Source organism: Phaeobacter sp. BS52 (assembly GCF_045040595.1).
In the GTDB taxonomy this organism is placed as follows: Bacteria; Pseudomonadota; Alphaproteobacteria; order Rhodobacterales; family Rhodobacteraceae; genus Phaeobacter; species Phaeobacter piscinae.
Genome location: NZ_CP090662.1, coordinates 434,961 through 454,421 on the forward strand (window position 1 = coordinate 434,961; position 19,461 = coordinate 454,421).

At 62.1% G+C, this 19,461-nt stretch carries 15 protein-coding genes and 6 pseudogenes; 13 read left to right on the top strand and 8 right to left on the bottom strand.

The features are described 5' to 3' along the window. Positions 1–57: 57 nt before the first annotated feature. Positions 58–1,366 (bottom strand): annotated as a pseudogene (gene glyA, locus L0Z65_RS02120) (serine hydroxymethyltransferase). A 118-nt stretch (positions 1,367–1,484) separates the two neighbouring features. Between glyA and L0Z65_RS02125 the strand changes: the two are divergent. Beyond that, positions 1,485–2,366, top strand: a complete 882-nt coding sequence (locus L0Z65_RS02125) for a LysR family transcriptional regulator (protein ID WP_405110346.1) — start codon at positions 1,485–1,487, stop codon at positions 2,364–2,366. 81 nt (positions 2,367–2,447) lie between these two features. On the opposite strand, the pseudogene carB reads toward L0Z65_RS02125, so the two are convergent. Next, positions 2,448–5,812, bottom strand: a pseudogene (gene carB, locus L0Z65_RS02130) (carbamoyl-phosphate synthase large subunit). 188 nt (positions 5,813–6,000) lie between these two features. Here carB and L0Z65_RS02135 point away from each other — a divergent pair. The 5 genes and pseudogenes from L0Z65_RS02135 to L0Z65_RS02155 all read left to right on the top strand — a co-directional run bounded on the left by L0Z65_RS02135 (position 6,001) and on the right by L0Z65_RS02155 (position 12,569). After that, positions 6,001–7,152, top strand: a complete 1,152-nt coding sequence (locus L0Z65_RS02135) for an aminodeoxychorismate synthase component I (protein ID WP_405110349.1) — start codon at positions 6,001–6,003, stop codon at positions 7,150–7,152. Beyond that, a complete protein-coding gene (locus L0Z65_RS02140; RefSeq protein ID WP_405110352.1) occupies positions 7,095–7,748 on the top strand; it encodes an aminotransferase class IV family protein in 654 nt (217 codons plus the stop codon). The genes L0Z65_RS02135 and L0Z65_RS02140 overlap by 58 nt, the downstream gene beginning before the upstream one ends. Before the next feature lie 168 nt (positions 7,749–7,916). Beyond that, a pseudogene (aspS, locus tag L0Z65_RS02145) lies at positions 7,917–9,698 on the top strand (aspartate--tRNA ligase). A 217-nt stretch (positions 9,699–9,915) separates the two neighbouring features. After that, entirely contained in the window at positions 9,916–11,313 is a 1,398-nt protein-coding gene (locus L0Z65_RS02150; RefSeq protein ID WP_405110355.1) for a DUF1800 domain-containing protein, read from the top strand. A gap of 13 nt (positions 11,314–11,326) precedes the next feature. After that, positions 11,327–12,569, top strand: a pseudogene (locus L0Z65_RS02155) (DUF1501 domain-containing protein). A gap of 154 nt (positions 12,570–12,723) precedes the next feature. On the opposite strand, the gene L0Z65_RS02160 reads toward L0Z65_RS02155, so the two are convergent. Together L0Z65_RS02160 and L0Z65_RS02165 are read right to left on the bottom strand one after the other, a co-directional pair. Next, positions 12,724–12,864: a hypothetical protein gene (locus tag L0Z65_RS02160; RefSeq protein ID WP_405110358.1), complete on the bottom strand. Its 141-nt coding sequence runs from the start codon at positions 12,862–12,864 to the stop codon at positions 12,724–12,726. Position 12,865: 1 nt separating this feature from the next. Next, a pseudogene (locus tag L0Z65_RS02165) lies at positions 12,866–13,587 on the bottom strand (response regulator). A 222-nt stretch (positions 13,588–13,809) separates the two neighbouring features. Here L0Z65_RS02165 and mce point away from each other — a divergent pair. Together mce and L0Z65_RS02175 are read left to right on the top strand one after the other, a co-directional pair. Next, positions 13,810–14,214: a methylmalonyl-CoA epimerase gene (gene mce, locus L0Z65_RS02170; protein ID WP_014875354.1), complete on the top strand. Its 405-nt coding sequence runs from the start codon at positions 13,810–13,812 to the stop codon at positions 14,212–14,214. A gap of 57 nt (positions 14,215–14,271) precedes the next feature. Beyond that, positions 14,272–14,547: a DUF1467 family protein gene (locus L0Z65_RS02175; RefSeq protein WP_014875353.1), complete on the top strand. Its 276-nt coding sequence runs from the start codon at positions 14,272–14,274 to the stop codon at positions 14,545–14,547. 91 nt (positions 14,548–14,638) lie between these two features. Here L0Z65_RS02175 and L0Z65_RS02180 read toward each other — a convergent pair whose 3' ends face one another. Together L0Z65_RS02180 and L0Z65_RS02185 are read right to left on the bottom strand one after the other, a co-directional pair. Next, positions 14,639–15,343 carry an EI24 domain-containing protein gene (locus L0Z65_RS02180; RefSeq protein WP_405110363.1) on the bottom strand — a complete coding sequence of 235 codons (705 nt, stop codon included), beginning with the start codon at positions 15,341–15,343 and terminating at the stop codon, positions 14,639–14,641. Next, positions 15,340–15,919, bottom strand: a pseudogene (locus L0Z65_RS02185) (nitroreductase family protein). The gene L0Z65_RS02180 and the pseudogene L0Z65_RS02185 overlap by 4 nt, the downstream one beginning before the upstream one ends. 213 nt (positions 15,920–16,132) lie before the next feature. Here L0Z65_RS02185 and L0Z65_RS02190 point away from each other — a divergent pair. Then, positions 16,133–16,429, top strand: a complete 297-nt coding sequence (locus L0Z65_RS02190; RefSeq protein WP_405110366.1) for a DUF167 domain-containing protein — start codon at positions 16,133–16,135, stop codon at positions 16,427–16,429. Between the two features lie 64 nt (positions 16,430–16,493). Here L0Z65_RS02190 and L0Z65_RS02195 read toward each other — a convergent pair whose 3' ends face one another. Then, complete coding sequence (locus L0Z65_RS02195; RefSeq protein ID WP_040173979.1) at positions 16,494–16,742, bottom strand: hypothetical protein; 249 nt, start codon at positions 16,740–16,742, stop codon at positions 16,494–16,496. A gap of 167 nt (positions 16,743–16,909) precedes the next feature. Here L0Z65_RS02195 and L0Z65_RS02200 point away from each other — a divergent pair, with 167 nt between their 5' ends. The 4 genes from L0Z65_RS02200 (at position 16,910) to L0Z65_RS02215 (ending at position 18,825) form a co-directional block, all read left to right on the top strand. Further along, complete coding sequence (locus L0Z65_RS02200; RefSeq protein WP_096869186.1) at positions 16,910–17,635, top strand: M48 family metalloprotease; 726 nt, start codon at positions 16,910–16,912, stop codon at positions 17,633–17,635. A 44-nt stretch (positions 17,636–17,679) separates the two neighbouring features. Then, positions 17,680–18,018: a YigZ family protein gene (locus L0Z65_RS02205; RefSeq protein ID WP_102898181.1), complete on the top strand. Its 339-nt coding sequence runs from the start codon at positions 17,680–17,682 to the stop codon at positions 18,016–18,018. Positions 18,019–18,180: 162 nt separating this feature from the next. Beyond that, on the top strand, positions 18,181–18,462 hold the full coding sequence (locus L0Z65_RS02210; RefSeq protein WP_052463921.1) for a DUF6455 family protein: 282 nt from the start codon (positions 18,181–18,183) through the stop codon (positions 18,460–18,462). 96 nt (positions 18,463–18,558) lie between these two features. Next, positions 18,559–18,825 carry a DUF6455 family protein gene (locus L0Z65_RS02215; RefSeq protein ID WP_405110371.1) on the top strand — a complete coding sequence of 89 codons (267 nt, stop codon included), beginning with the start codon at positions 18,559–18,561 and terminating at the stop codon, positions 18,823–18,825. Here the strand turns inward: L0Z65_RS02215 and L0Z65_RS02220 are convergent. Next, positions 18,822–19,211, bottom strand: a complete 390-nt coding sequence (locus L0Z65_RS02220) for a thiol-disulfide oxidoreductase DCC family protein (RefSeq protein ID WP_096871878.1) — start codon at positions 19,209–19,211, stop codon at positions 18,822–18,824. The two genes, L0Z65_RS02215 and L0Z65_RS02220, sit on opposite strands and share 4 nt — an antisense overlap. Positions 19,212–19,461: the final 250 nt, after the last annotated feature.

Sequence of the window (19,461 nt, forward strand, 5' to 3'; positions counted from 1 at the left end):
AAACCCCCCGGAGCATCTGCTTCGGGGGGGGGTGCGTTTTGGAGATCGGGAGCCACGTCAGTGAATGAAATGAAGCTGATCAAATTGCCGCCGCCAAGCCGAAACCTGATCCAGCACCGCCTCCCCGCGTAAAGCGGCCGCGACCAGCGCAGCCAGTGCAGCGGAATCCTCGCTCGTCATGCCCCAGCGCACCAGTTCTGGCGTGCCGATCCGCAGACCGTTCATGTCGCCCTTAACCGCAGGCAGGGGCAGGCCGATACCGCAGGCCAAAAATCCGCTCTTTCTCAGTAGCTTCGATGCAGCCTGCCCGCCGCCATAGGTCTCGGCGCGCAGCGCAAACTGATGGGACATGGTGATGCCGTCGGCTGTTTTGAACAGCGGCAGGCCTTCTGCCTCCAGCGCCATCGCAAGGCTCTTTGCCATCGCAATCATTTCGGACGCATAGGCCCGGCCGTGATCGCGCCAGTCCAGCAGGGTCACCGCGAGGGCTGCGGATTTTGCCACATCAAAGTTCGCCGTCATGCCGGGAAAGGCGATGCTGTCCAGCGCCTTGGCGATTTCGGCATCGTTGCTGACGATCAGCCCACCGGCAGGACCACCAAGGCTCTTGTAGGTGCTCATGGTCATGAAGTGGGCGCCTTCGGCCAGCGGATCGGCCCAGGCCTTCCCGGCAATGATCCCACATTGATGGGCCGCGTCAAACATGACTTTGGCGCCAATCTGATCCGCGATCGCACGCACGCCTGCAACGGGATGTTCAAACAGGTTGAGACTGCCGCCGATGGTGATCAGCTTGGGGCGTTCCCGCTCTGCGAGCTGCTGAAGGGCCTCCAGATCGACGGTATAGCCATCTTCGAGCACCGGCGCCTCAATACTGCGTAGCCCATAAAGCCCGGCACAGCTCAGCCGCGTGATGGGTCACATGTCCACCGATGCTGGCAGGCGGTGCGATGATGGTGTCGCCGGGGCGGCAGGTCGCCATAAAGCCGTAGAGATTGGCGAGCGCGCCGGATGGCACCCGGATTTCTGAAAACTCCGCATCAAAGACCTCGCAGGCAAGACGCGCTGCAATGACCTCGATTTCCTCAATGGCCTCTAACCCCATCTCATATTTATCGCCGGGGTGCCCCAGCGACGGCCGCGATCCCAGACCCGAGGCCAGCAAGCCTTCCGCCTTTGGGTTCATCACATTGGTGGCAGGGTTGAGGTTGAAGCAGTCTTTCTCGTGGATCACACGGTTTTCTTCGACCAGGGTCGCGATACGATCCAGCAATTGATCGGACGCTGCACCGGCCATGGCGCGGGTGATGTCCTCGATCCGGGTGATACTCGCTTCGGGAAGCCAGCTGTTGGGCGCTTGGGGCATCTGATCCTCCATCTATGGATAGCTCTGTCTGTGCTCACCTTGCGCCCGATGGGCGTGACCGGGCAAACCAGATTTGCTATTTGTTGGCGTAGAAAAACTAAGCCTGAAGCGAGTTGCCATGTCTGTTTCTCCTCCACGCCCGAAGGGTCCACCTCTGAACGCGATGCGGGCGTTTGAGGCTGCCGCGCGCCTCAACGGTTTCGTCGCTGCGGCACAGGAACTGGGGGTGACACCCGGCGCGGTGTCCCAGCAGGTAAAGGCGCTGGAGGACTGGACGGGCACGCCGTTGTTTCAGCGCAACCCGCAGGGGGTGTTGCTGACCGCGGCGGGGCAGGCGCTGTTGCCAAGCTTCGTGGACGCGTTTGATGCGCTGGGTGCCGCGACGCAGGCCTTACGATCGCTACGACCGGTGCAGGAGTTGCATATCGCCGCCCTGCCTTCCATTGCGCAACTGTGGTTGCCGCAGCGGCTCGACCGTTTGCGCAGGGCGCTGCCAGATCTGAAAATCTCCGTCACGGCGATGGAGGAACCTCCAAATCTCAACCGTGAACTCTTTGATTTTGCGATTTTCTACGCCTCACCTGAGGAGCGCCCGGAGGCAGCGCTGGTCTTGCAGGGAGACCGGATCTTTCCGGTTTGCGCTCCGGCGGTTGCTGCGGGGCTGAACCATCCGGAAGACCTGTCACAGGTCGCCCTGTTGCAGGATCAGACCTGGGCCGGGGATTGGACGCAGTGGCGCAAGAGCACCGGACTGGTTCTGCCAAATGCCGATAGCGGCCCAGCCTATTCGCTCTACAGCCTGGCCCTGCAGCAGGCGATTGCCGGAGCCGGTGTGCTGATGGGGCATCAGGCATTGGTTGCTGATGCGCTGGATCAGGGCAGCCTGATGTGTCCGTTCAAGGATCTTATCGCGGACAGCGGGCGCCAGCTTATCCTTGTCCAGCCACCGCGCGCCAGAAGAGGCCCGGCGCATGAGACCATATTGGGGCTACTGAAATAGAGCGGCAGTTGCGATAGCAAAAAGGCCCCGACACGTTGTCGGGGCCTTTTGAATGGTTCGTTTTCTGCCAATGTCGGCTGATCAGCCCTGCAGGCTCTTCACCTCAACATCGCCCTCAGCCTGCGCCTTGATCGCGCGGGCGGCGGCATTGGCGCTGCAGCGGCGGTGGTGAAATAGGGGATCTTGTCATAGAGCGCGACGGACCGCATGTCCTTGCTGTCCTGCACGGCCTGCGCGCCTTCTGTGGTGTTCATTAGCAGCTGAACGTTGCCGTCCTTCAGCATATCGACCACATGGGGGCGGCCCTCATAGACCTTGTTGACCAGCTCGCAGGGCACGCCATGGCCGTCCAGCCAGCTTTGGGTGCCGCGTGTTGCCACCAGGGTAAAGCCCTGTTCCACCAGAATTTTTGCCGCATCCAGCATCAACGTGCCCTTGTCGGCATCCTTGATCGAAATGAACGCGCGCCCTTCGGAGGGCAGCACCATACCGGCCCCCATCTGCGCCTTGAGGAAGGCGCGGGCAAAGCTGCGGTCCCAGCCCATGACCTCACCGGTGGAACGCATCTCCGGCCCCAGCAGCGTATCAACGCCGGGGAAGCGGGCAAAGGGCAGCACGGCTTCTTTCACCGAGAACCAGGGCATGTCGGGATCCGCCAACGTCATTGGGTCGGCCATCGGCACGTTGACGTCATAGCCGCAGCATCCGGCTCATACGGCGCACGCTTGGGGAAATTCGACAGCGGTTCACCGGCCATCACGCGGGCGGCGATGGAGGCGATGGCGCTATCGGTGGATTTCGCCACAAACGGCACGGTGCGCGAGGCACGCGGGTTCACCTCAATCAGGTAGATCACCTCATTGCCATCGGCATCGGGTTTCACCGCGAACTGAATGTTCATCAGGCCGACCACATTCAGCGCCTTGGCCAGCGCATTGGTCTGGGTCTTGACCTCTGCAATCACCTCTTTCGACAGCGAGTAGGGCGGCAGAGAGCAAGCACTGTCGCCGGAGTGAACGCCTGCTTCCTCGATATGCTGCATGATGCTCAGCCACATGCACATCCGTGCCGTCGCAGATTGCATCAACGTCCAGTTCCACCGCACCGGAGAGATAGCTGTCGAGCAGAACCGGGCTGTCCCCGGAGACCACAACCGCCTCCGCGATGTAGCGCTTCAACTGGTCCATATCGCGCACGATCTCCATCGCGCGGCCCCCCAGAACATAGGACGGGCGGATCACCAGCGGAAAGCCGATTTCTTCTGCGATCTCAATCGCCTGTGCGTCGGTGGAGGCAATGCCGTTACGCGGCTGCTTCAGACCCAGCTGGTTGACCAGCGCCTGGAACCGCTCGCGGTCTTCGGCCAGGTCAATGGCGTCGGGCGAGGTGCCGAGGATCGGGATGCCTTCCTCTTCCAGCGCATTGGCCAGCTTAAGCGGTGTCTGGCCGCCGAACTGCACAATGACGCCATGCAGGGTGCCGTTTTCCTGCTCCTTGGTGAGGATTTCCATCACATGTTCGAACGTCAGCGGTTCAAAATACAGCCGGTCGGAGGTGTCATAGTCGGTCGACACGGTTTCCGGGTTGCAGTTGATCATGATGGTCTCATAGCCTGCATCAGTCAGCGCAAAACAGGCGTGGCAGCAGCAATAGTCAAACTCAATCCCCTGACCGATCCGGTTGGGGCCACCGCCGAGGATGACGACTTTTTTCTTCTCCGAGGGGCGCGCCTCGCATTCCACATCGCCAAAGGCCGGAGCCTCATAGGTGGAATACATGTAGGGGGTTTGCGCCTCGAATTCGGCGGCACAGGTGTCGATCCGCTTGAATACTGCGGTGACGCCAGCGTTGCGGCGGGCGCGGCGCACGTCACTCTCACTCTGGTCGGTCAGCTTGGCCAGACGCGCGTCGGTGAAGCCCAGCATCTTGATTGCGCGCAGACCGTGTTCGTCCTGTGGCAGACCTTCGGCGCGGATCTTGGCTTCGGCGTCAACGATTTCGCGGATACGGGCCAGGAACCAGGGGTCGAATTTGGTGACTGCGTGGATGTCATCATCAGACAAGCCGTGGCGCATCGCCTGGGCGATGGTGCGCATCCGGTCCGGGGTCTGCTGGCTGATCGCTTTGATCACCGCAGCCTTGCCGTCGGTCTCATCCTCGGCGCCGGGGATGGCCACCTCATCAAAACCTGTAAGCCCTGTTTCCATCGAGGCCAGCGCCTTTTGCAGGCTCTCATGGATGGTACGGCCAATGGCCATGGTCTCGCCTACGGATTTCATTGCGGTGGTCAGATAGGGCTCTGAGCCTGCAAATTTCTCAAACGCAAAGCGCGGGATCTTGGTGACGACATAGTCGATGGTCGGCTCAAACGATGCCGGGGTCACGCCGGTGATGTCATTGTCCAGCTCATCCAGCGTGAAGCCAACCGCCAGCTTGGCGGCGATCTTGGCAATCGGGAAGCCGGTCGCCTTGGAGGCCAGTGCCGAGGAGCGCGACACGCGCGGGTTCATCTCGATCACCACCATGCGGCCATCAGCAGGGTTCACCGCCCACTGCACGTTGGAACCGCCGGTTTCCACGCCAATCTCGCGCAGCACCGCAATCGAGGCTGAGCGCATCATCTGGTATTCTTTGTCGGTCAGCGTCAGCGCCGGGGCCACGGTGATCGAATCACCTGTGTGGACGCCCATCGGGTCGATATTCTCGATCGAGCAGACGATAATCGCGTTGTCGGCGGTGTCGCGCACCACCTCCATTTCGTATTCTTTCCAACCCAGCAGGCTCTCATCAACAAGGATCTGATTGACCGGTGAGGCGTCCATGCCGGAGCGGCAGAAATGGATGTAATCTTCGCGATTATAAGCGACCCCACCGCCGGTCCCGCCAAGGGTGAAGGCCGGGCGGATGATTGCGGGCAGGCCGATGTCTTCCAGCTCATCCAGAGCCATCTGAACACCGGCGTCCAGATCGGCACTGCCGTTGTCTTTCTTCGGCGCAGTGATGATTGTGGCGCGGGGGTTTTCCAGCCCAAGCCGATCCATCGCCTCGCGGAACAGCTTGCGGTCTTCTGCCATTTCAATGGCTTCGCGCTTGGCGCCGATCATCTCAACGTCGAATTTCGCCAGCACGCCCATCTCTTCCAGCGCCAGCGCGGTGTTCAGACCGGTCTGCCCACCCATCGTCGGCAGCAGTGCGTCGGGGCGTTCTTTTTCAATGATTTTGGCAACCACTTCGGGCGTAATCGGCTCGATGTAGGTGGCATCCGCCAGACCCGGATCAGTCATGATCGTCGCCGGGTTCGAATTCACCAGAATGACCCGGTAGCCCTCTTCGCGAAGTGCCTTGCAGGCCTGCGCGCCTGAGTAGTCAAACTCACAGGCTTGGCCAATGATGATCGGCCCCGCACCAATGATCATGATCGATTGGATATCGGTTCTTTTCGGCATGGCCTGAATCCCTCTGATTTGCGCGAGTCATGGGCACCCCCGTGCGCCCAAATTGTCCTGCGTTATAGGGACCGCGCCGAAAGGTTCAAGGGGGATCGGAAACCGAATTGGAAATGCCGCATCCATGCCTTTTGTTCGCATAGCGAACGGATATATGTGGAGAGGCAAGATAGACGGAGCAGGCAGACGTGCGGATTCGCTTTGATCAGGGGCCAAAGGGGGCCGCCACATGTTTTGACACCCCGCTGCGCATCATTCGCGCGGACGGGCCGGACGACGTGCCCGCGGCCTTGGCGGCGCTGGATACGGCGCGCGATGCCGGGCACTGGCTGGCGGGCTACGCGTCGTATGAGCTGGGCTATGCGCTTGAGCCGAAACTGGCGAGCCGGATGCCAAAGGCGCGGCGGCTGCCGCTGATCTGCTTCGGGGTCTATGATGAACCCTCTGGTGAAACGGATCGGGCATTGCCGGGCCTACCCGCTGGCGATGCGGGTTTGGAGGGCATCACCCCCCGATGGACCTATGACCGCTATGCCCAGGCCTTCGCCGAGGTGAACCGCAATATCGGCAAGGGCGATATCTATCAGGCCAACCTGACCTTTCCGATTGATGCGGATGCCTATGGTCCTGCCGAGGATCTTTATGCAGCGTTGAAAGCCAGACAGGCTGTCGGCTACGGCGCCCTGATCGAACAGGACGACCTGCCGGATCTGTTGTCCCGCTCGCCGGAGCTGTTTTTCCGCACCGATGCGGAGGGCGTGATTGAGACTCGCCCGATGAAGGGCACCCAGCCGCGCAGCGTTGATCCGGTGGAGGATGCCCGCCGCCGCGACTTCCTGCGTCAGGACGAGAAAAACCGCGCTGAAAATCTGATGATTGTTGACCTCTTGCGCAACGACATTTCTCGCGTGGCTGAGACCGGTTCGGTTCATGTGCCCGAATTGTTTGCCGTCGAGAGCTATGCGACGGTGCATCAGATGGTTTCCATGGTGCGCGCCAAATTGCGCCCCGACGCCGGGTTGGCAGAGATCTTCGCGGCGCTGTTTCCCTGCGGGTCCATTACCGGCGCACCGAAAATTCGGTCGATGGAGATACTGGCCGATCTGGAACCCTGGGCGCGCGATATCTACTGCGGCACAATCGGTTGGGCGGCACCGGATGGGTCGTCAGAATTCAACGTGGCCATCCGCACGCTGATGCTGGAAGAGGGCCGCGCGACGCTCAACGTGGGCGGCGGCGTGGTCTGGGACAGCACCGCAGAATCCGAATATGAGGAAGCGCTATGGAAAGCCCGGTTCGCCCGCGTGACGCCATCCAGAACGATCCCGCTTTCCGCCTGATCGAGACGCTGGGCTGGCTTCCGGGGCAGGGGTTCCGGCATCTGTCGCAGCATCTGGCCCGACTGGCGCGCAGCGCGGCGGCCTTTGACCTTGCCTTTGATCCTGAGGAGGCGGCGCGCGTATTGGCTGAGGTGACCGGCACAGCACCGCTGCGCTGTCGGCTCACGCTGGGCGTGGATGGGCAACTGGCGCTGGTTACGGCGCCGCTTGGCCAGACACCGGCGCAATGGCGTCTGGGCATCGCGGAGACTCAGCTGGACGCGAGGGATATCTGGCTGCAGCACAAAACCACCCGCCGCGCGCTCTATGACGCCGCGCGTGCCGCGCTGCCGGAGGGGGTGGATGAGCTGCTGTTTCTGAACGCGCGCGGTGAGCTTTGCGAGGGCACGATCACCAATCTCTTTGTCACTCGCCCGGATGGGCAGATGGTTACTCCGCCGCTGTCTTGCGGCCTGCTGCCGGGTGTCCTACGGCAGGTGCTGCTGGAGCAGGGGAGGTGCGAGGAGGCTGTGCTGCGGCTTCAGGATCTGAAGCAGGCAAAAGCCATCCATATGGGCAACTCTCTGCGGGGGCTGATCCCGGCACGGCTGGTATAGCAGGGAACTGGGGGTTTCAGGCGTCAGACCACGTGGAAATCACCCAGTTTGCTTGACAACGCCGCCGCAACCTAGTGTACCACCCCGGACGAATTCCGCGCCGTTCTGGCGTATCTCCCGATTGACGGCCCGCCCGGTCATGTGACCGGTATAACGAAAGGTCACCCCATGCACGACTATCGCAGCCATACCTGCGCCGAACTCAACAAATCCAACGTCGGTGAGACCGTCCGCCTGTCGGGCTGGGTCCATCGCGTGCGTGATCACGGCGGCCTCCTGTTCATTGACCTGCGCGACCACTACGGCGTCACGCAGGTTATGGCCGACCCGGACAGCCCGGTCTTTGCCGACATCGAGAAGGTCCGCTCTGAATGGTGTATCCGCATCGATGGCAACGTGAAGGCACGCGACGAGAGTCTGGTGAACGACAAGATCCCTACCGGTGAGATCGAAGTCTTCATCCGCGACATCGAAGTGCTCGGCAAATCCGAAGAACTGCCGCTGATGGTGTTTGGCGAACAGGAATACCCGGAAGAAACCCGCCTGCGCTATCGCTATCTCGACCTGCGTCGTGAGAAGATGCAGAAGAACATGCTGCTGCGCTCCAACATGATCCAGTCGATCCGTCGCCGCATGTGGGACAAGGGCTTCAACGAGTATCAGACGCCGATCATCACCGCCTCCAGCCCCGAAGGCGCGCGTGACTTCCTGGTGCCGTCGCGCCTGCACCCGGGCAAATTCTATGCGCTGCCGCAGGCGCCGCAGCAGTTCAAGCAGCTGATGATGGTGTCGGGTTTTGACAAATACTTCCAGATCGCGCCCTGTTTCCGCGATGAAGACCCGCGCGCTGACCGTTCGCCGACCGATTTCTACCAGCTCGATCTGGAGATGTCCTTTGTCACCCAGCAGGATGTGTTCGACACCATCCAGCCGGTGATGCAGGGCGTGTTCGAGGAGTTCGGGAAGGGCCGTAAGGTCGACAGCGAGTGGCCGCAGATCTCCTACAAGGATGCCGCCAAATGGTACGGCACCGACAAGCCGGACCTGCGCAACCCGATCAAGATGCAGGACTGCTCCGAGCATTTCCGCGGATCTGGTTTTGCGATTTTCGCGAACCTTCTGGAAAACGAAGGCACCGAAATCCGTGCCATCCCGGCCCCCACGGGTGGCTCCCGCAAATTCTGCGACCGGATGAACAAGTTTGCCCAGAGCGAAGGCCTGCCGGGCATGGGTTATATCTTCTGGCGTGATCAGGGCGAAGGAATGGAAGCCGCCTAGCCCGCTGGCCAAGAACATCGGCCCCGAGCGGACCGAAGCCATTCGCCAGCAGCTGGGTCTGGGTGTTGGCGATGCGGCCTTCTTCCTCGGTGGTAAGCCAAAGACCTTCGAAAGCGTTGCAGGCCGCGCCCGCACCGTGATCGGCGAGGAGCTGGGTCTGACCGACAAAGACCGCTTTGCCTTCTGCTGGATCGTGGATTTCCCGATCTACGAGAAGGATGAAGAAACCGGCAAGATCGATTTTGAGCACAACCCGTTCTCCATGCCTCAGGGTGGCATGGACGCGCTGCTGGACGATCCGCTGGCGGTCAAAGGCTATCAGTACGATCTGGCCTGCAACGGCTACGAACTGGTCTCGGGCGCGATCCGGAACCACAAGCCGGAGATCATGTTCAAGGCGTTTGAAATTGCCGACTACGGCAAAGAAGAAGTTGAGAAGCGTTTCGGCGGCATGGTCAACGCGTTCCAGTACGGCGCCCCGCCGCACGGGGGCTGCGCGGCCTAGGCATCGACCGTATGGTGATGCTCTTGGCTGATGAGGCCAACATCCGCGAGGTCATCATGTTCCCGATGAACCAGCGTGCCGAAGATCTGATGATGGCGGCGCCCTCCGAGCCGATGAGCGAACAATTGATGGAGCTGGGCCTGCGGGTGATCCCCCAGGATCAGTAATCCGATCAAAATATGATACGAACAGGCCCGGGCAATTGTCCGGGCCTGTTTGCTTTTGGAAGGGGGCAGCGGCCTCCTCAGCGGAGAAGGTGGAAAAACGCGCCTGCAGTGCATAGGTTTGCAGGGCGCCGCACGTCGCCCAGAAATTGACCTGTGGGCCATTGCAGCATTGCACGACCGTCTGAAGGCGATATCAGTTGAGAAAGGCCCGAACACGATGCGCTTTGATCCTGAACTGGCAGAGATCCGCTTTGGCTGCGGTCTGTCGCCACGCCACGTGCCACCGAAGGGGCCAGACGAAATGCTCACAGCCCTGCGCGCCCCGGATCGCGCTGCTCAGGACTGGCCGATACCGGGGTTCGATGGTGCCTTAGCCGATGCGCGTGCCTATTCCGCCGCCCGCCGTGCCCGCAAGGCCGCCATCGGCAGCCCGCTGTTCGATGTGCGGGACAAGGATCTGAAGCGCCAACGTGCCCGGATGCGGGATCATCAGGCGGCATGGTTCACCCAGCGGCTCCTGCGGTGTATCACAACATCAAGCGGGTTTCGCGAACGCCTCACGCTGTTCTGGGCCGATCACTTTACCGCGCAGGGCAAGATTGCCGCCCTGCGCTACGGCGCAACGCCCTATGTCGAGAGTGCGATCCGCCCCAATATCGCGGCCCGGTTTGAGGATCTGCTGATTGCGGCGGTGACCAGTCCGCTGATGCTGCATTATCTGGACCAGCACCGCTCCACCGGTCCCAATAGTCGCCGCGCGGGGCGCGTGGCACGGCGGCAGGGGCGCGTGGTTGGCCTCAATGAAAACCTGGCGCGCGAAGTGCTGGAGCTGCATACACTGGGGGTTGGCGGGCCATACGGGCAACAGGATGTGCGCCAGCTGGCAGAGCTGTTCACCGGGATGATCTACAACATTGAGGACGGGTTCAAATTCGCGCCGGGTTGGGCAGAACCCGGTGCAGAGGTTGTGCTGGGGCAGCGCTATGATGCGGAGATCACCGGGCTCGCGGCGATCAAACAGGCGTTGCGGGATCTGGCCCGGCATCCGGCGACGGCAGATCATCTGGCGCGGAAGCTGGCGGTGCATTTCACCCGCGATGCGCCGGACCCGGCCTTGGTCGCGCATCTGGCAGACCGCTACCGGGCGACCTCCGGCGATCTGATGCAGGTCTATGCGGCGCTGCTGGAGCACCCTGCTGCATGGGAGACGGATCTGGGCAACGTGAAACCGCCTTTTGCCTATCTCGCCTCCGCCTGTCGGGCGCTGGCGATGCCACCTGAGGCCCTGACCAAACTCAGCCGCCCTCAGGTGAACCGGTTCTTTCTGCGACCGATGCAGCGCATGGGCCAACGTTGGGAATTTTCCAACGGTCCTGATGGCTGGTCCGAGGCGGATGGCGACTGGATCACACCGCAGGGATTGGCGGAGCGGTTGCGCTGGTGCATGTCGGTGCCGGTGCAGCTGATGGAAACGCTGCCTGCGCCGTTGGAGGCCCTGCAAGATGCGCTTGGCAATCGCGCCACCGCGCAGCTGCGCTTTGTTGCCTCCGCAGCCGAGACCGAGCGGGAGGCGGTGGGGCTGATCCTGGCCGCGCCCGCCTTCCAGCGCCGGTGAAAGGGAAAGCCCGATGACAAATATACCGCCGACCCCCTCTGCTAGCCCGCCTGCCAGCCTGTCCCGACGCAGCTTTCTGGCGCGCTCGGGCCTGATCGGCTGTTCGCTGGCGGCCAGTCCGTTGCTGACACCGGTCAGCTTTGCCGCTGCCCCCTGGGACACAAGGCTGGTGGTGATCATTCTGCGCGGCGGCATGGATGCCATTGATGTGGTACAGCCCTATGGCGATCCGACCTATGCCGGGCTGCGGCAAACCCTGCTGGGCGGGCCGCAGAATGGGGCGGCGGACCTTGATGGTTTCTTTGCGCTGCATCCGGCGCTGGCGCCGTTGATGCCGCTGTGGCGGGCCGAACAGCTGGGGTTTGTGCAGGCGGTCTCCACCCCGTATCGCAACAAGCGCAGCCATTTTGATGGTCAGGATCTGTTGGAGGCGGGTACGCCGGGGCTGCATCAACGCCGCGACGGCTGGCTCAATCGGCTGCTGCAGGTGACCCCGGGGGTGGAGGCGCGCACCGCCTTTGCCATCGGACAGGGGGAGATGAAACTGTTGCAGGGGGCGGCGCCGGTCTCCGATTGGTCGCCGGATGCCGAGATCGCGCTCAGTCCGCAGGCGGAACGTCTGGCGGGGCTGATGATGGAAGGGGATCCGCTGTTTCACGCTGCGTTGGCCGAAGCGCTGGATCTGGCTGACAGCGCAAAGGCGGACGCAGCCACTGGGCGCGCCGGAACCACAGGGCAGGGTCCGCGTCGTGCACCGCCCCACCAGCGGATCGCCAGCTACGCGGCGCAGCAGCTGCGTGGGGAGAGCCGGATTGCCGCCTTTTCGATCAACGGATGGGACACGCATAATCGCCAGAAAGGCGCGCTGACGCGGGCGCTGCGCCGTCTGTCCGAGACGATTCTGACACTGCATGGCGATCTGGGGCCTAGCCATCTGGGACAAGACGGCGGTGGTGGCGATGACAGAGTTTGGGCGCACCGTGCGCGAGAATGGCACCGGCGGAACAGATCACGGGACGGGTGGTGCCATGGTACTGGCGGGGGGCGCGATCAGGGGCGGTCGGGTCCACGGGCACTGGCCCGGTTTGACCGAGGCCGCGCTGTTTGATCGCCGCGATCTGATGCCCACCGGGGATGTCCGCGCGCAGATGGGCTGGATCATCCGGGGCATGATCGGCACCGATTATCAGGCGATTTCGGATGTGATTTTCCCCGGCGTCGAGATGGGATCGGATCCGGGTTTGGTGCGGCGCTAGGGAGATCTCGCAGAACCGCCGACTGAGATCAGGCAAGTTCGAGCTGTTGCACGGTATTGTACCGTCTCGGATATGAGGCGTTTGCCAGGGAAATCACTAACAGGCCACGCTGTAATGACTTCGGGCGCGGAGACGCTGTGTCAGCGCAGACGGATCAGCGGTCGCTGCGTTCGAGGATGACCAGAGATCCCAGGCTGCGATTACGGTTGCGGCGGATTTCTCGGGCGGAGAACCGCGCCTGCAGATATAAAACGATGCCCAGTGTGGCGGATGCAATGAGGATGATTTCGATCATCTCAGATGGCGACCTTCTGCTTCAGGCGTTCCTGTACCAGCCCGGCAACACGGGCGGCAACAGCGGCGACAGGGCGCCCGGTATTGCGGGCATCTGCCAGTTCCGCAGCCGCGCCTAGGCAAGATGAGAATCTCCAACGCTGCGGGCGACCCCTCCAAGGAACTGCGCCACATAGTCCAGTGTCTGTCCCTCCTCAGCTTCGTTCAGCACCTCAGCGGCGTGGGACATATCATCCTGAAAGGCTAGCAGATCAGGCTCAATCACCTCATCGGTCAGCTCATTTGGGCCAGACAGCTGGCGCTCGGCGGGCAGGCGCGACAGGATCGCGGATTGAAAGGCCGCAAGCGAGGTGATCGGCTTGGCCAGAAACCCATCGGCCCCGGACGCCATCGCCATCGCCTCTCCTGCCTCATCACCGGACATGCCAAGGATCACGCCAACCCGCGGGCTGGCCTCCGCCATGGCGCGTATCAGATCGGCACCGGAGCCATCCGGCAGGCCAAGATCGGCAATTACCACGGAGGGACGATAAACCTTCAGGTGCCGATGGGCAGATTTCAGACAGTCAGCGCGCCGGATCCGGGCGCCACTGCGCAGGCACAGCAGGCGCATCGCCTCGCAGGCGTATCGGCTGTCTTCCACCACAAGAATTGTCAGCCCCAGCAACGGTCGTTTCGTCGTGGGCAGGCGGTGGGCAGCAGCAAACAGTTCCGAATCGTCCATGGCTAAGGCTCCTGACTGGATACGACACAACGCTAGGGAAACGGGGCTAACAGCTGGTTAACATTGCAGGCGCGCCTTTAGGTTGAATCGAATCCACTGGGGTAAATCGATGCAACGGGGCGTTATTGCAGTGAATTTTCTGCCGCGCGGATTGGCGCACTTGCCCACAGGCAGCAGCTCTTTGATAAGTCTGGGCAGACAGATCACTCAGGAGACCGCAAAATGATTGGCCGCCTCAACCACGTCGCAATCGCCGTGCCCGACCTCGACGCCGCTTCGGCGCAGTACCGCAACACCTTGGGCGCCAAGGTGGGCGCGCCGCAGGATGAGCCGGATCACGGTGTCACCGTGGTGTTCATCGAACTGCCCAACACCAAGATTGAGCTGCTCTACCCGCTGGGCGAGGCCTCGCCCATCGCGGGGTTTCTGGAGAAGAACCCGGCGGGCGGCATTCATCACATCTGCTATGAGGTGGACGACATCCTTGCCGCGCGTGACCGGCTGAAGGCGGAAGGCGCGCGGGTGCTTGGCTCCGGGGAGCCCAAGATTGGCGCCCATGGCAAACCGGTTCTTTTCCTGCATCCGAAGGATTTCAACGGCTGCCTGGTGGAATTGGAACAGGTTTGACGCTATCTGCCCCTTAACCCCTCGCAGTGGGGCGGGGGTATCAGAAGGACAGTTTTCATGGGTGTGACATCCGGTTTGGTTCTTTATGCGGTGATCTGGTTCATGACCTTTCTGATCGTGATCCCGATCCGCATTGAGACGCAGGGCGACCGTGGCGAGATTGTGCCGGGCACGCATGCCGGGGCGCCGGAGCATCATTATCTGAAGCAGAAGGCAGTGATCACCACGATCGCCGCGGCCGTTCTCTGGGCGATCATCGCGACGATCATCCTCAGTGGTTGGATCACGGTGAATGACTTCGACTGGTTTGACCGGCTGCCTGATCCGCAATAGGCGCGCGCCTTAGACAATGACAATAGCGAAACAGGCGGGCATGGGCCCGCCTGTATTCATCTATGACTGTTGCGATAGTCGGTGACAGGGATCAGCGCGCAGCCACCTCCTGCTGGGCCAATCGGTGGAACAGATGAGTGAATGTCGCCGCTCCGATGATCGGTATTAGCAGGTTCACCAGCGGGATCGACAGCGGCATTGCCATCAACACGCCTGCCATCCACACGGTGCCCAGATGTTTGCGCCGCAACCGCTTTGCCTCTGGCAGACCCAGGCGGCGGGCCGCCGCCAGCGTGAAATATTCACGTCCCAGCAAAAACCCGTTCAGCCCCCAGAAGATAAACAGCGCAAAGGGGGCAAACATGAAATACAGCACCAGCGCCAGCACGTTGGCCACCACCAGAAAGCCGAGGAAATTTATGGTGTCGCGCACCCCGTCCCAGAACGGCGTCTTGATTGCGGGGGGCAGGCCCGGATAGTGGCGATCCTCCACCGCCTGCGCGACCTCATCCAGAAACATCGAGGTGATGGCCGAGGCCACAGGCACCATCAGGAACACCGACAGGAGCAGCATCAGCACCAGAGAGGTGATCGACAGCAGGTCGTCGATCCAGGTGACTGGGCCAATCAATGGCAGGGTGGCATCGGGACCGACCAGCCATTGGATCAGCGCCAGAAACGCAGCATAGGTCACTACCAGCAGCGCCACGGTCAGACCGACGCCCAGAAACAGGACCTTGCGAAAACGGGGATCGCCGAGCTGGCTCAGCGCTTTGGTGAAATCGGTCAGTATCATTGATCCATCCAGGTTGTCAGCGCGTCCAGATCCGGGCGGGGCCGTTCCGGCGGGGCCGAGGCCTCTGTCGCAATATGGATCAGGCTCGGCGATCCGCTCATGCGGATGCAGGCCAAAGGCCTCGGCGCAGAAGTCTGGGTCATGGCTGGCCCAGCCTGACAGCCAGTTCGCGCCCCAACCGGCTGCCAGGGCAGCATTCAGCAGCGCCAGACAAACAGCTCCGGCAGAGTAGGTCTGTTCGATGGCGGGGATCTTAGGGCTGGCTTTCTGCACCTCGACCACAGCGACTGCCAAATGGCCCAGCTCAAACTGGCTGCGGGCTTTTGCGATGTCCTCCGCCGATTTGCCAAGTCGCGCACCGGCCTTGCTGGTCAGATCTGCCAGCCGGGCCATTGCAGGTTTCTCGATCACGACAAAACGCCAGGGCTCCAGCTTGCCATGATCCGGAGTGCGCGCGGCGGCGCGCAGCAGCGGCATCAGCGCGGCGCGGTCTGGCGCCGGGGCGACCAGTGTTTTGGCCGGGCGGGAGCGGCGCGACAGAAGAAACGTCAGGGCAGCATCATTGCGAGGGGGCATATGTGAAACCTTTTTACATCTACCGCCCATGTCGGCAGGGCGGCGCGGGTTTTCAAGGGGCGATCCGGGGGGGCAGCGGAATTTGCCTGAGAGGCGCGGGCATGAGGGCTGGCGGCATCTGCGGTCCGAATGCGGGGTCTGTGGCAGGAAATATCCCGGACGCCCGTGCAAAGTCTATGGAATCCGCCACCAATTCGCGTCATCACTGCGAATATGGGCAAGCCAAAGCAGAGAGACCTCCCCGATCTGAGTCATCTGGCCGTCGCTGGCGGCGAGATTGCCGTACGCGTCACTCCGAAGGCCGCGCGCAATGCGGTGCTTCCAGCTGCGCAGGCTGAAAGCGGGCAGGGGGCATCACTCAAGATCACGGTGACGGCGGCGCCGGAAAACGGCAAGGCGACCGCTGCGGTTCAGGCGCTTCTGGCGCGCGCCATGCGGATTGCGCCCTCGGACCTGGAACTGCTGCGTGGCGCGACCTCTCGCGACAAGGTGTTTGCCTACCGTCCCTGACGGCGGCGTCCCTCATAAGGTATCACGACCTCAACGCAGGCTGACGGAGCACTTCTGCAGAGCGCTAGCTCTCCTCCTCATCCTCGCGGGTAAATCGGTAGACCCCTTCGGGCAGGTCCAGCGCCGCAGCCAGATCCCGGACCTGACTGTGAGAGAGGGTGATTTTCTGCACCCGGTCGGTGCGCGGGTCCAACTGCTCGACCGTGACACATTCGGTGAAAATATTGATGGAAACATCCTCCATCAGCTGGGCGGTCTCGTCATCGACGAGGGTCACGACTGTGGCGTCGAATTCATGCTCAATGGTAAACATATGACCAGCTTGCCATCGGGCCGCCCCCGCTGACAAGGCTTTGTCGCATCACGTATTCTTGCGGCACATTGCAGCCGCCGGGGCTTCGTGCGATTGATCCTATGTCCGCTGTCGCGATAAGGTGGTACTGGCAACGCAATGGGCACTGGCAAAGCAAAGGAGATGTCATGCGTCGAGTCTTGCTGATGATGGGATGTGCGCTCACCATGGGGCTGGCAGCCTGCGATACCGTGGTCGACACCGGGACCGCGCCCGCCGCGCGGCCCTCCGGCCCACCGGCGCAGGGCATGTCCCCGGCTGAAGGGCGCAGCGCCTTTGCGGCGGTCACCCGCGTGGTGGAGCCGGTTTCAGAACGTGAATGCCGTGCCCGGACGCAAGGCCTCAACTGCGACTTTCTGATCCGGATTGATCCCAACCCCAAGGCACCGCCAAATGCCTATCAGAGCCAGGACCGGTCGGGGCGCCCTGTGATCACCTTCACCCAGCGGATGCTGGGGCAGATTGCCAATCGCGACGAACTGGCCTTTGTGATGTCGCACGAGGCCGCACACCATATCCGTGGTCATCTGGCACGCAAACGCCAAAGCGCGGTTGCAGGCTCGATCCTGCTGGCCGGGCTTGCGAGCGTTTCCGGTGCCAGTGCCGCTGATGTGGCCCGCGCGCAGGATCTTGGCGCCGCTGTGGGCGCGCGAACCTATTCCAAGAATTTTGAACTGGAGGCGGATGAGCTGGGCACCATCATCACCCACAAGGCCGGGTATCGTCCCAGCGTCGGGGTGAAATTCTTCTACCGTCTGCCCGATCCCGGTGATCGTTTCCTCGGCAGCCACCCCGCCAACCCGGACCGGGTGCGCGTGGTCAATCAGACGATCCAGAAATACAACCTGAATTGACCGATCTGGCGCAGTCCGTCGCCTCCCTGAGGCAGCTCGGCGTGGTGCTGAGCGACCGCGGATCAAAATACGCGGTCAGCGGCGCGCAGGTCACCAGCCGGGCGCAGATCGACGCGGTGCTGGTAGAGCTGAAATCCGACCGCAGCTATGCCAAGGCGACCCACAACACCTGGGCGGCGCAACTGCCCAGCGGTGGTCTCAAGGCCGATGATGGCGAGAGCGGCGCCGGTATGGTGATCCTGCGCATGATGGAGCGGGAGGGGCTGCGTGACCATGTCATCATCGTCACCCGCTGGTATGGCGGCAAGAAGCTGGGCGGCGACCGGTTTCGTCGGGTTCAGGATGCGGTGCGCGCCTATTTCGATCAGGTGACCGCCAGCTGAACCGAGATCCCATATGCCGGGCTGTTTGGCCCAGTGTTTTGTGTGTCAGGTGTTTTGGGCGCCCGGCGTTTCTGTTTATCGGCTGTTTGACCTGCATCAAGTCGCCCCGCTCTGACTGAGGTTAAGTTGCCCGCAGGATGAATGATTTCCGGGGACAGCGCGATGACCAGCCAAACCAATGAGACCAGCAGGCGAGATCTGAAAACCCACGCCGCCCTGTTTGACCGCATGGCAGAGACCGTGGGCCTTGATCTTCAGGAGGAAGCGATCTCCGGGCGGCTGAGATTTGATGAGATCAGCGAGGCGGTGCTGCGCTGCACCCGCTGCGGCGGCGTCGGCGCCTGCCACAAATGGCTCGACAAGGGGCTGCGCCCGGGGGCCGAGGCGCCCGACTTCTGCCGCAACCGCGACCTCTTGGCCTATCTGAATGAGGATGAGGTCTAAAGGCTGATCACAGGCGTGCATCGGGCGAGGCCCCTCAATCGGGCCGCCAGCCCGATATTCCGCCCCTCTTATCCGATCCTCACAGGAGATCCTGACATGCACCCCTTGGGCCACCCGCTGCATCACCTACGTCTGATCAAACGGATGGGGCAGGCCTGCGGCGTTGATCTAACTGCCAGTTTTGCGGCGGGGCAGATCACACAGACAGATTGGGCCAATATGGTGACCCGCTGCCGTGGCTGTCACGAGGTCGCCCGTTGCGAGGCGTTTCTGGATCAGATCGACCGCGCCGCAGACACCGCCCCCAAGGCACCACTGCAGGGCTGCCGCAATGGCGATGCGCTGCTCCGGCTGCGGGACTAAGCGTGGCTGCTGCGCTGCTGACGCAGCCGATGCCAGCGATAGAGCACCGGCGCCAGTACATAATCATAGAGGGCGGAGGCCAGCTGGCGCAGCCCCGGCAGCCCAACCACACGCGCCACCCAGCGATACCCCGGCATCCGCGCCCAAAGCACCAGAAACGCCGGGATGCCACTCAGCACCTTGCCCTGATGGCGTACATGCAGCCGCCGTGCGGCCTGATCCGCATCAACACCCCAGCGCGCCAGATCTTTTGAGTTGAGGTCATCAAAACGCAGCGGCAGCTCCCGCCGCTCCGCCAGATTGGCGTAATGGCGGATCTCGATACTGCACACCGGGCAATCTCCGTTGTAGAGGATCTCGGTGGTGTCGTCCTGAGGGGTCGGCATGGTTGGATGCCTCCTAGTTGAATCATTACCTAAGAAATGTAACGTCGACCGGGCGCATGGCGAGAGGCAGATGGTCACACCTGCGCTTGGCGTGGACCAGGCCATACTCTCTCACTCCGTGCTGGACCGGCGGGGCGCGCGCTGCAGTCAGGCGGGTGCTGCCTGTGCTGAGACGTCTAGGATGGTGACACTTTCTATCACAACCTTTGCAATGCCTCATAAGTTGTGCAAAATCAGCGTATGATTGTAT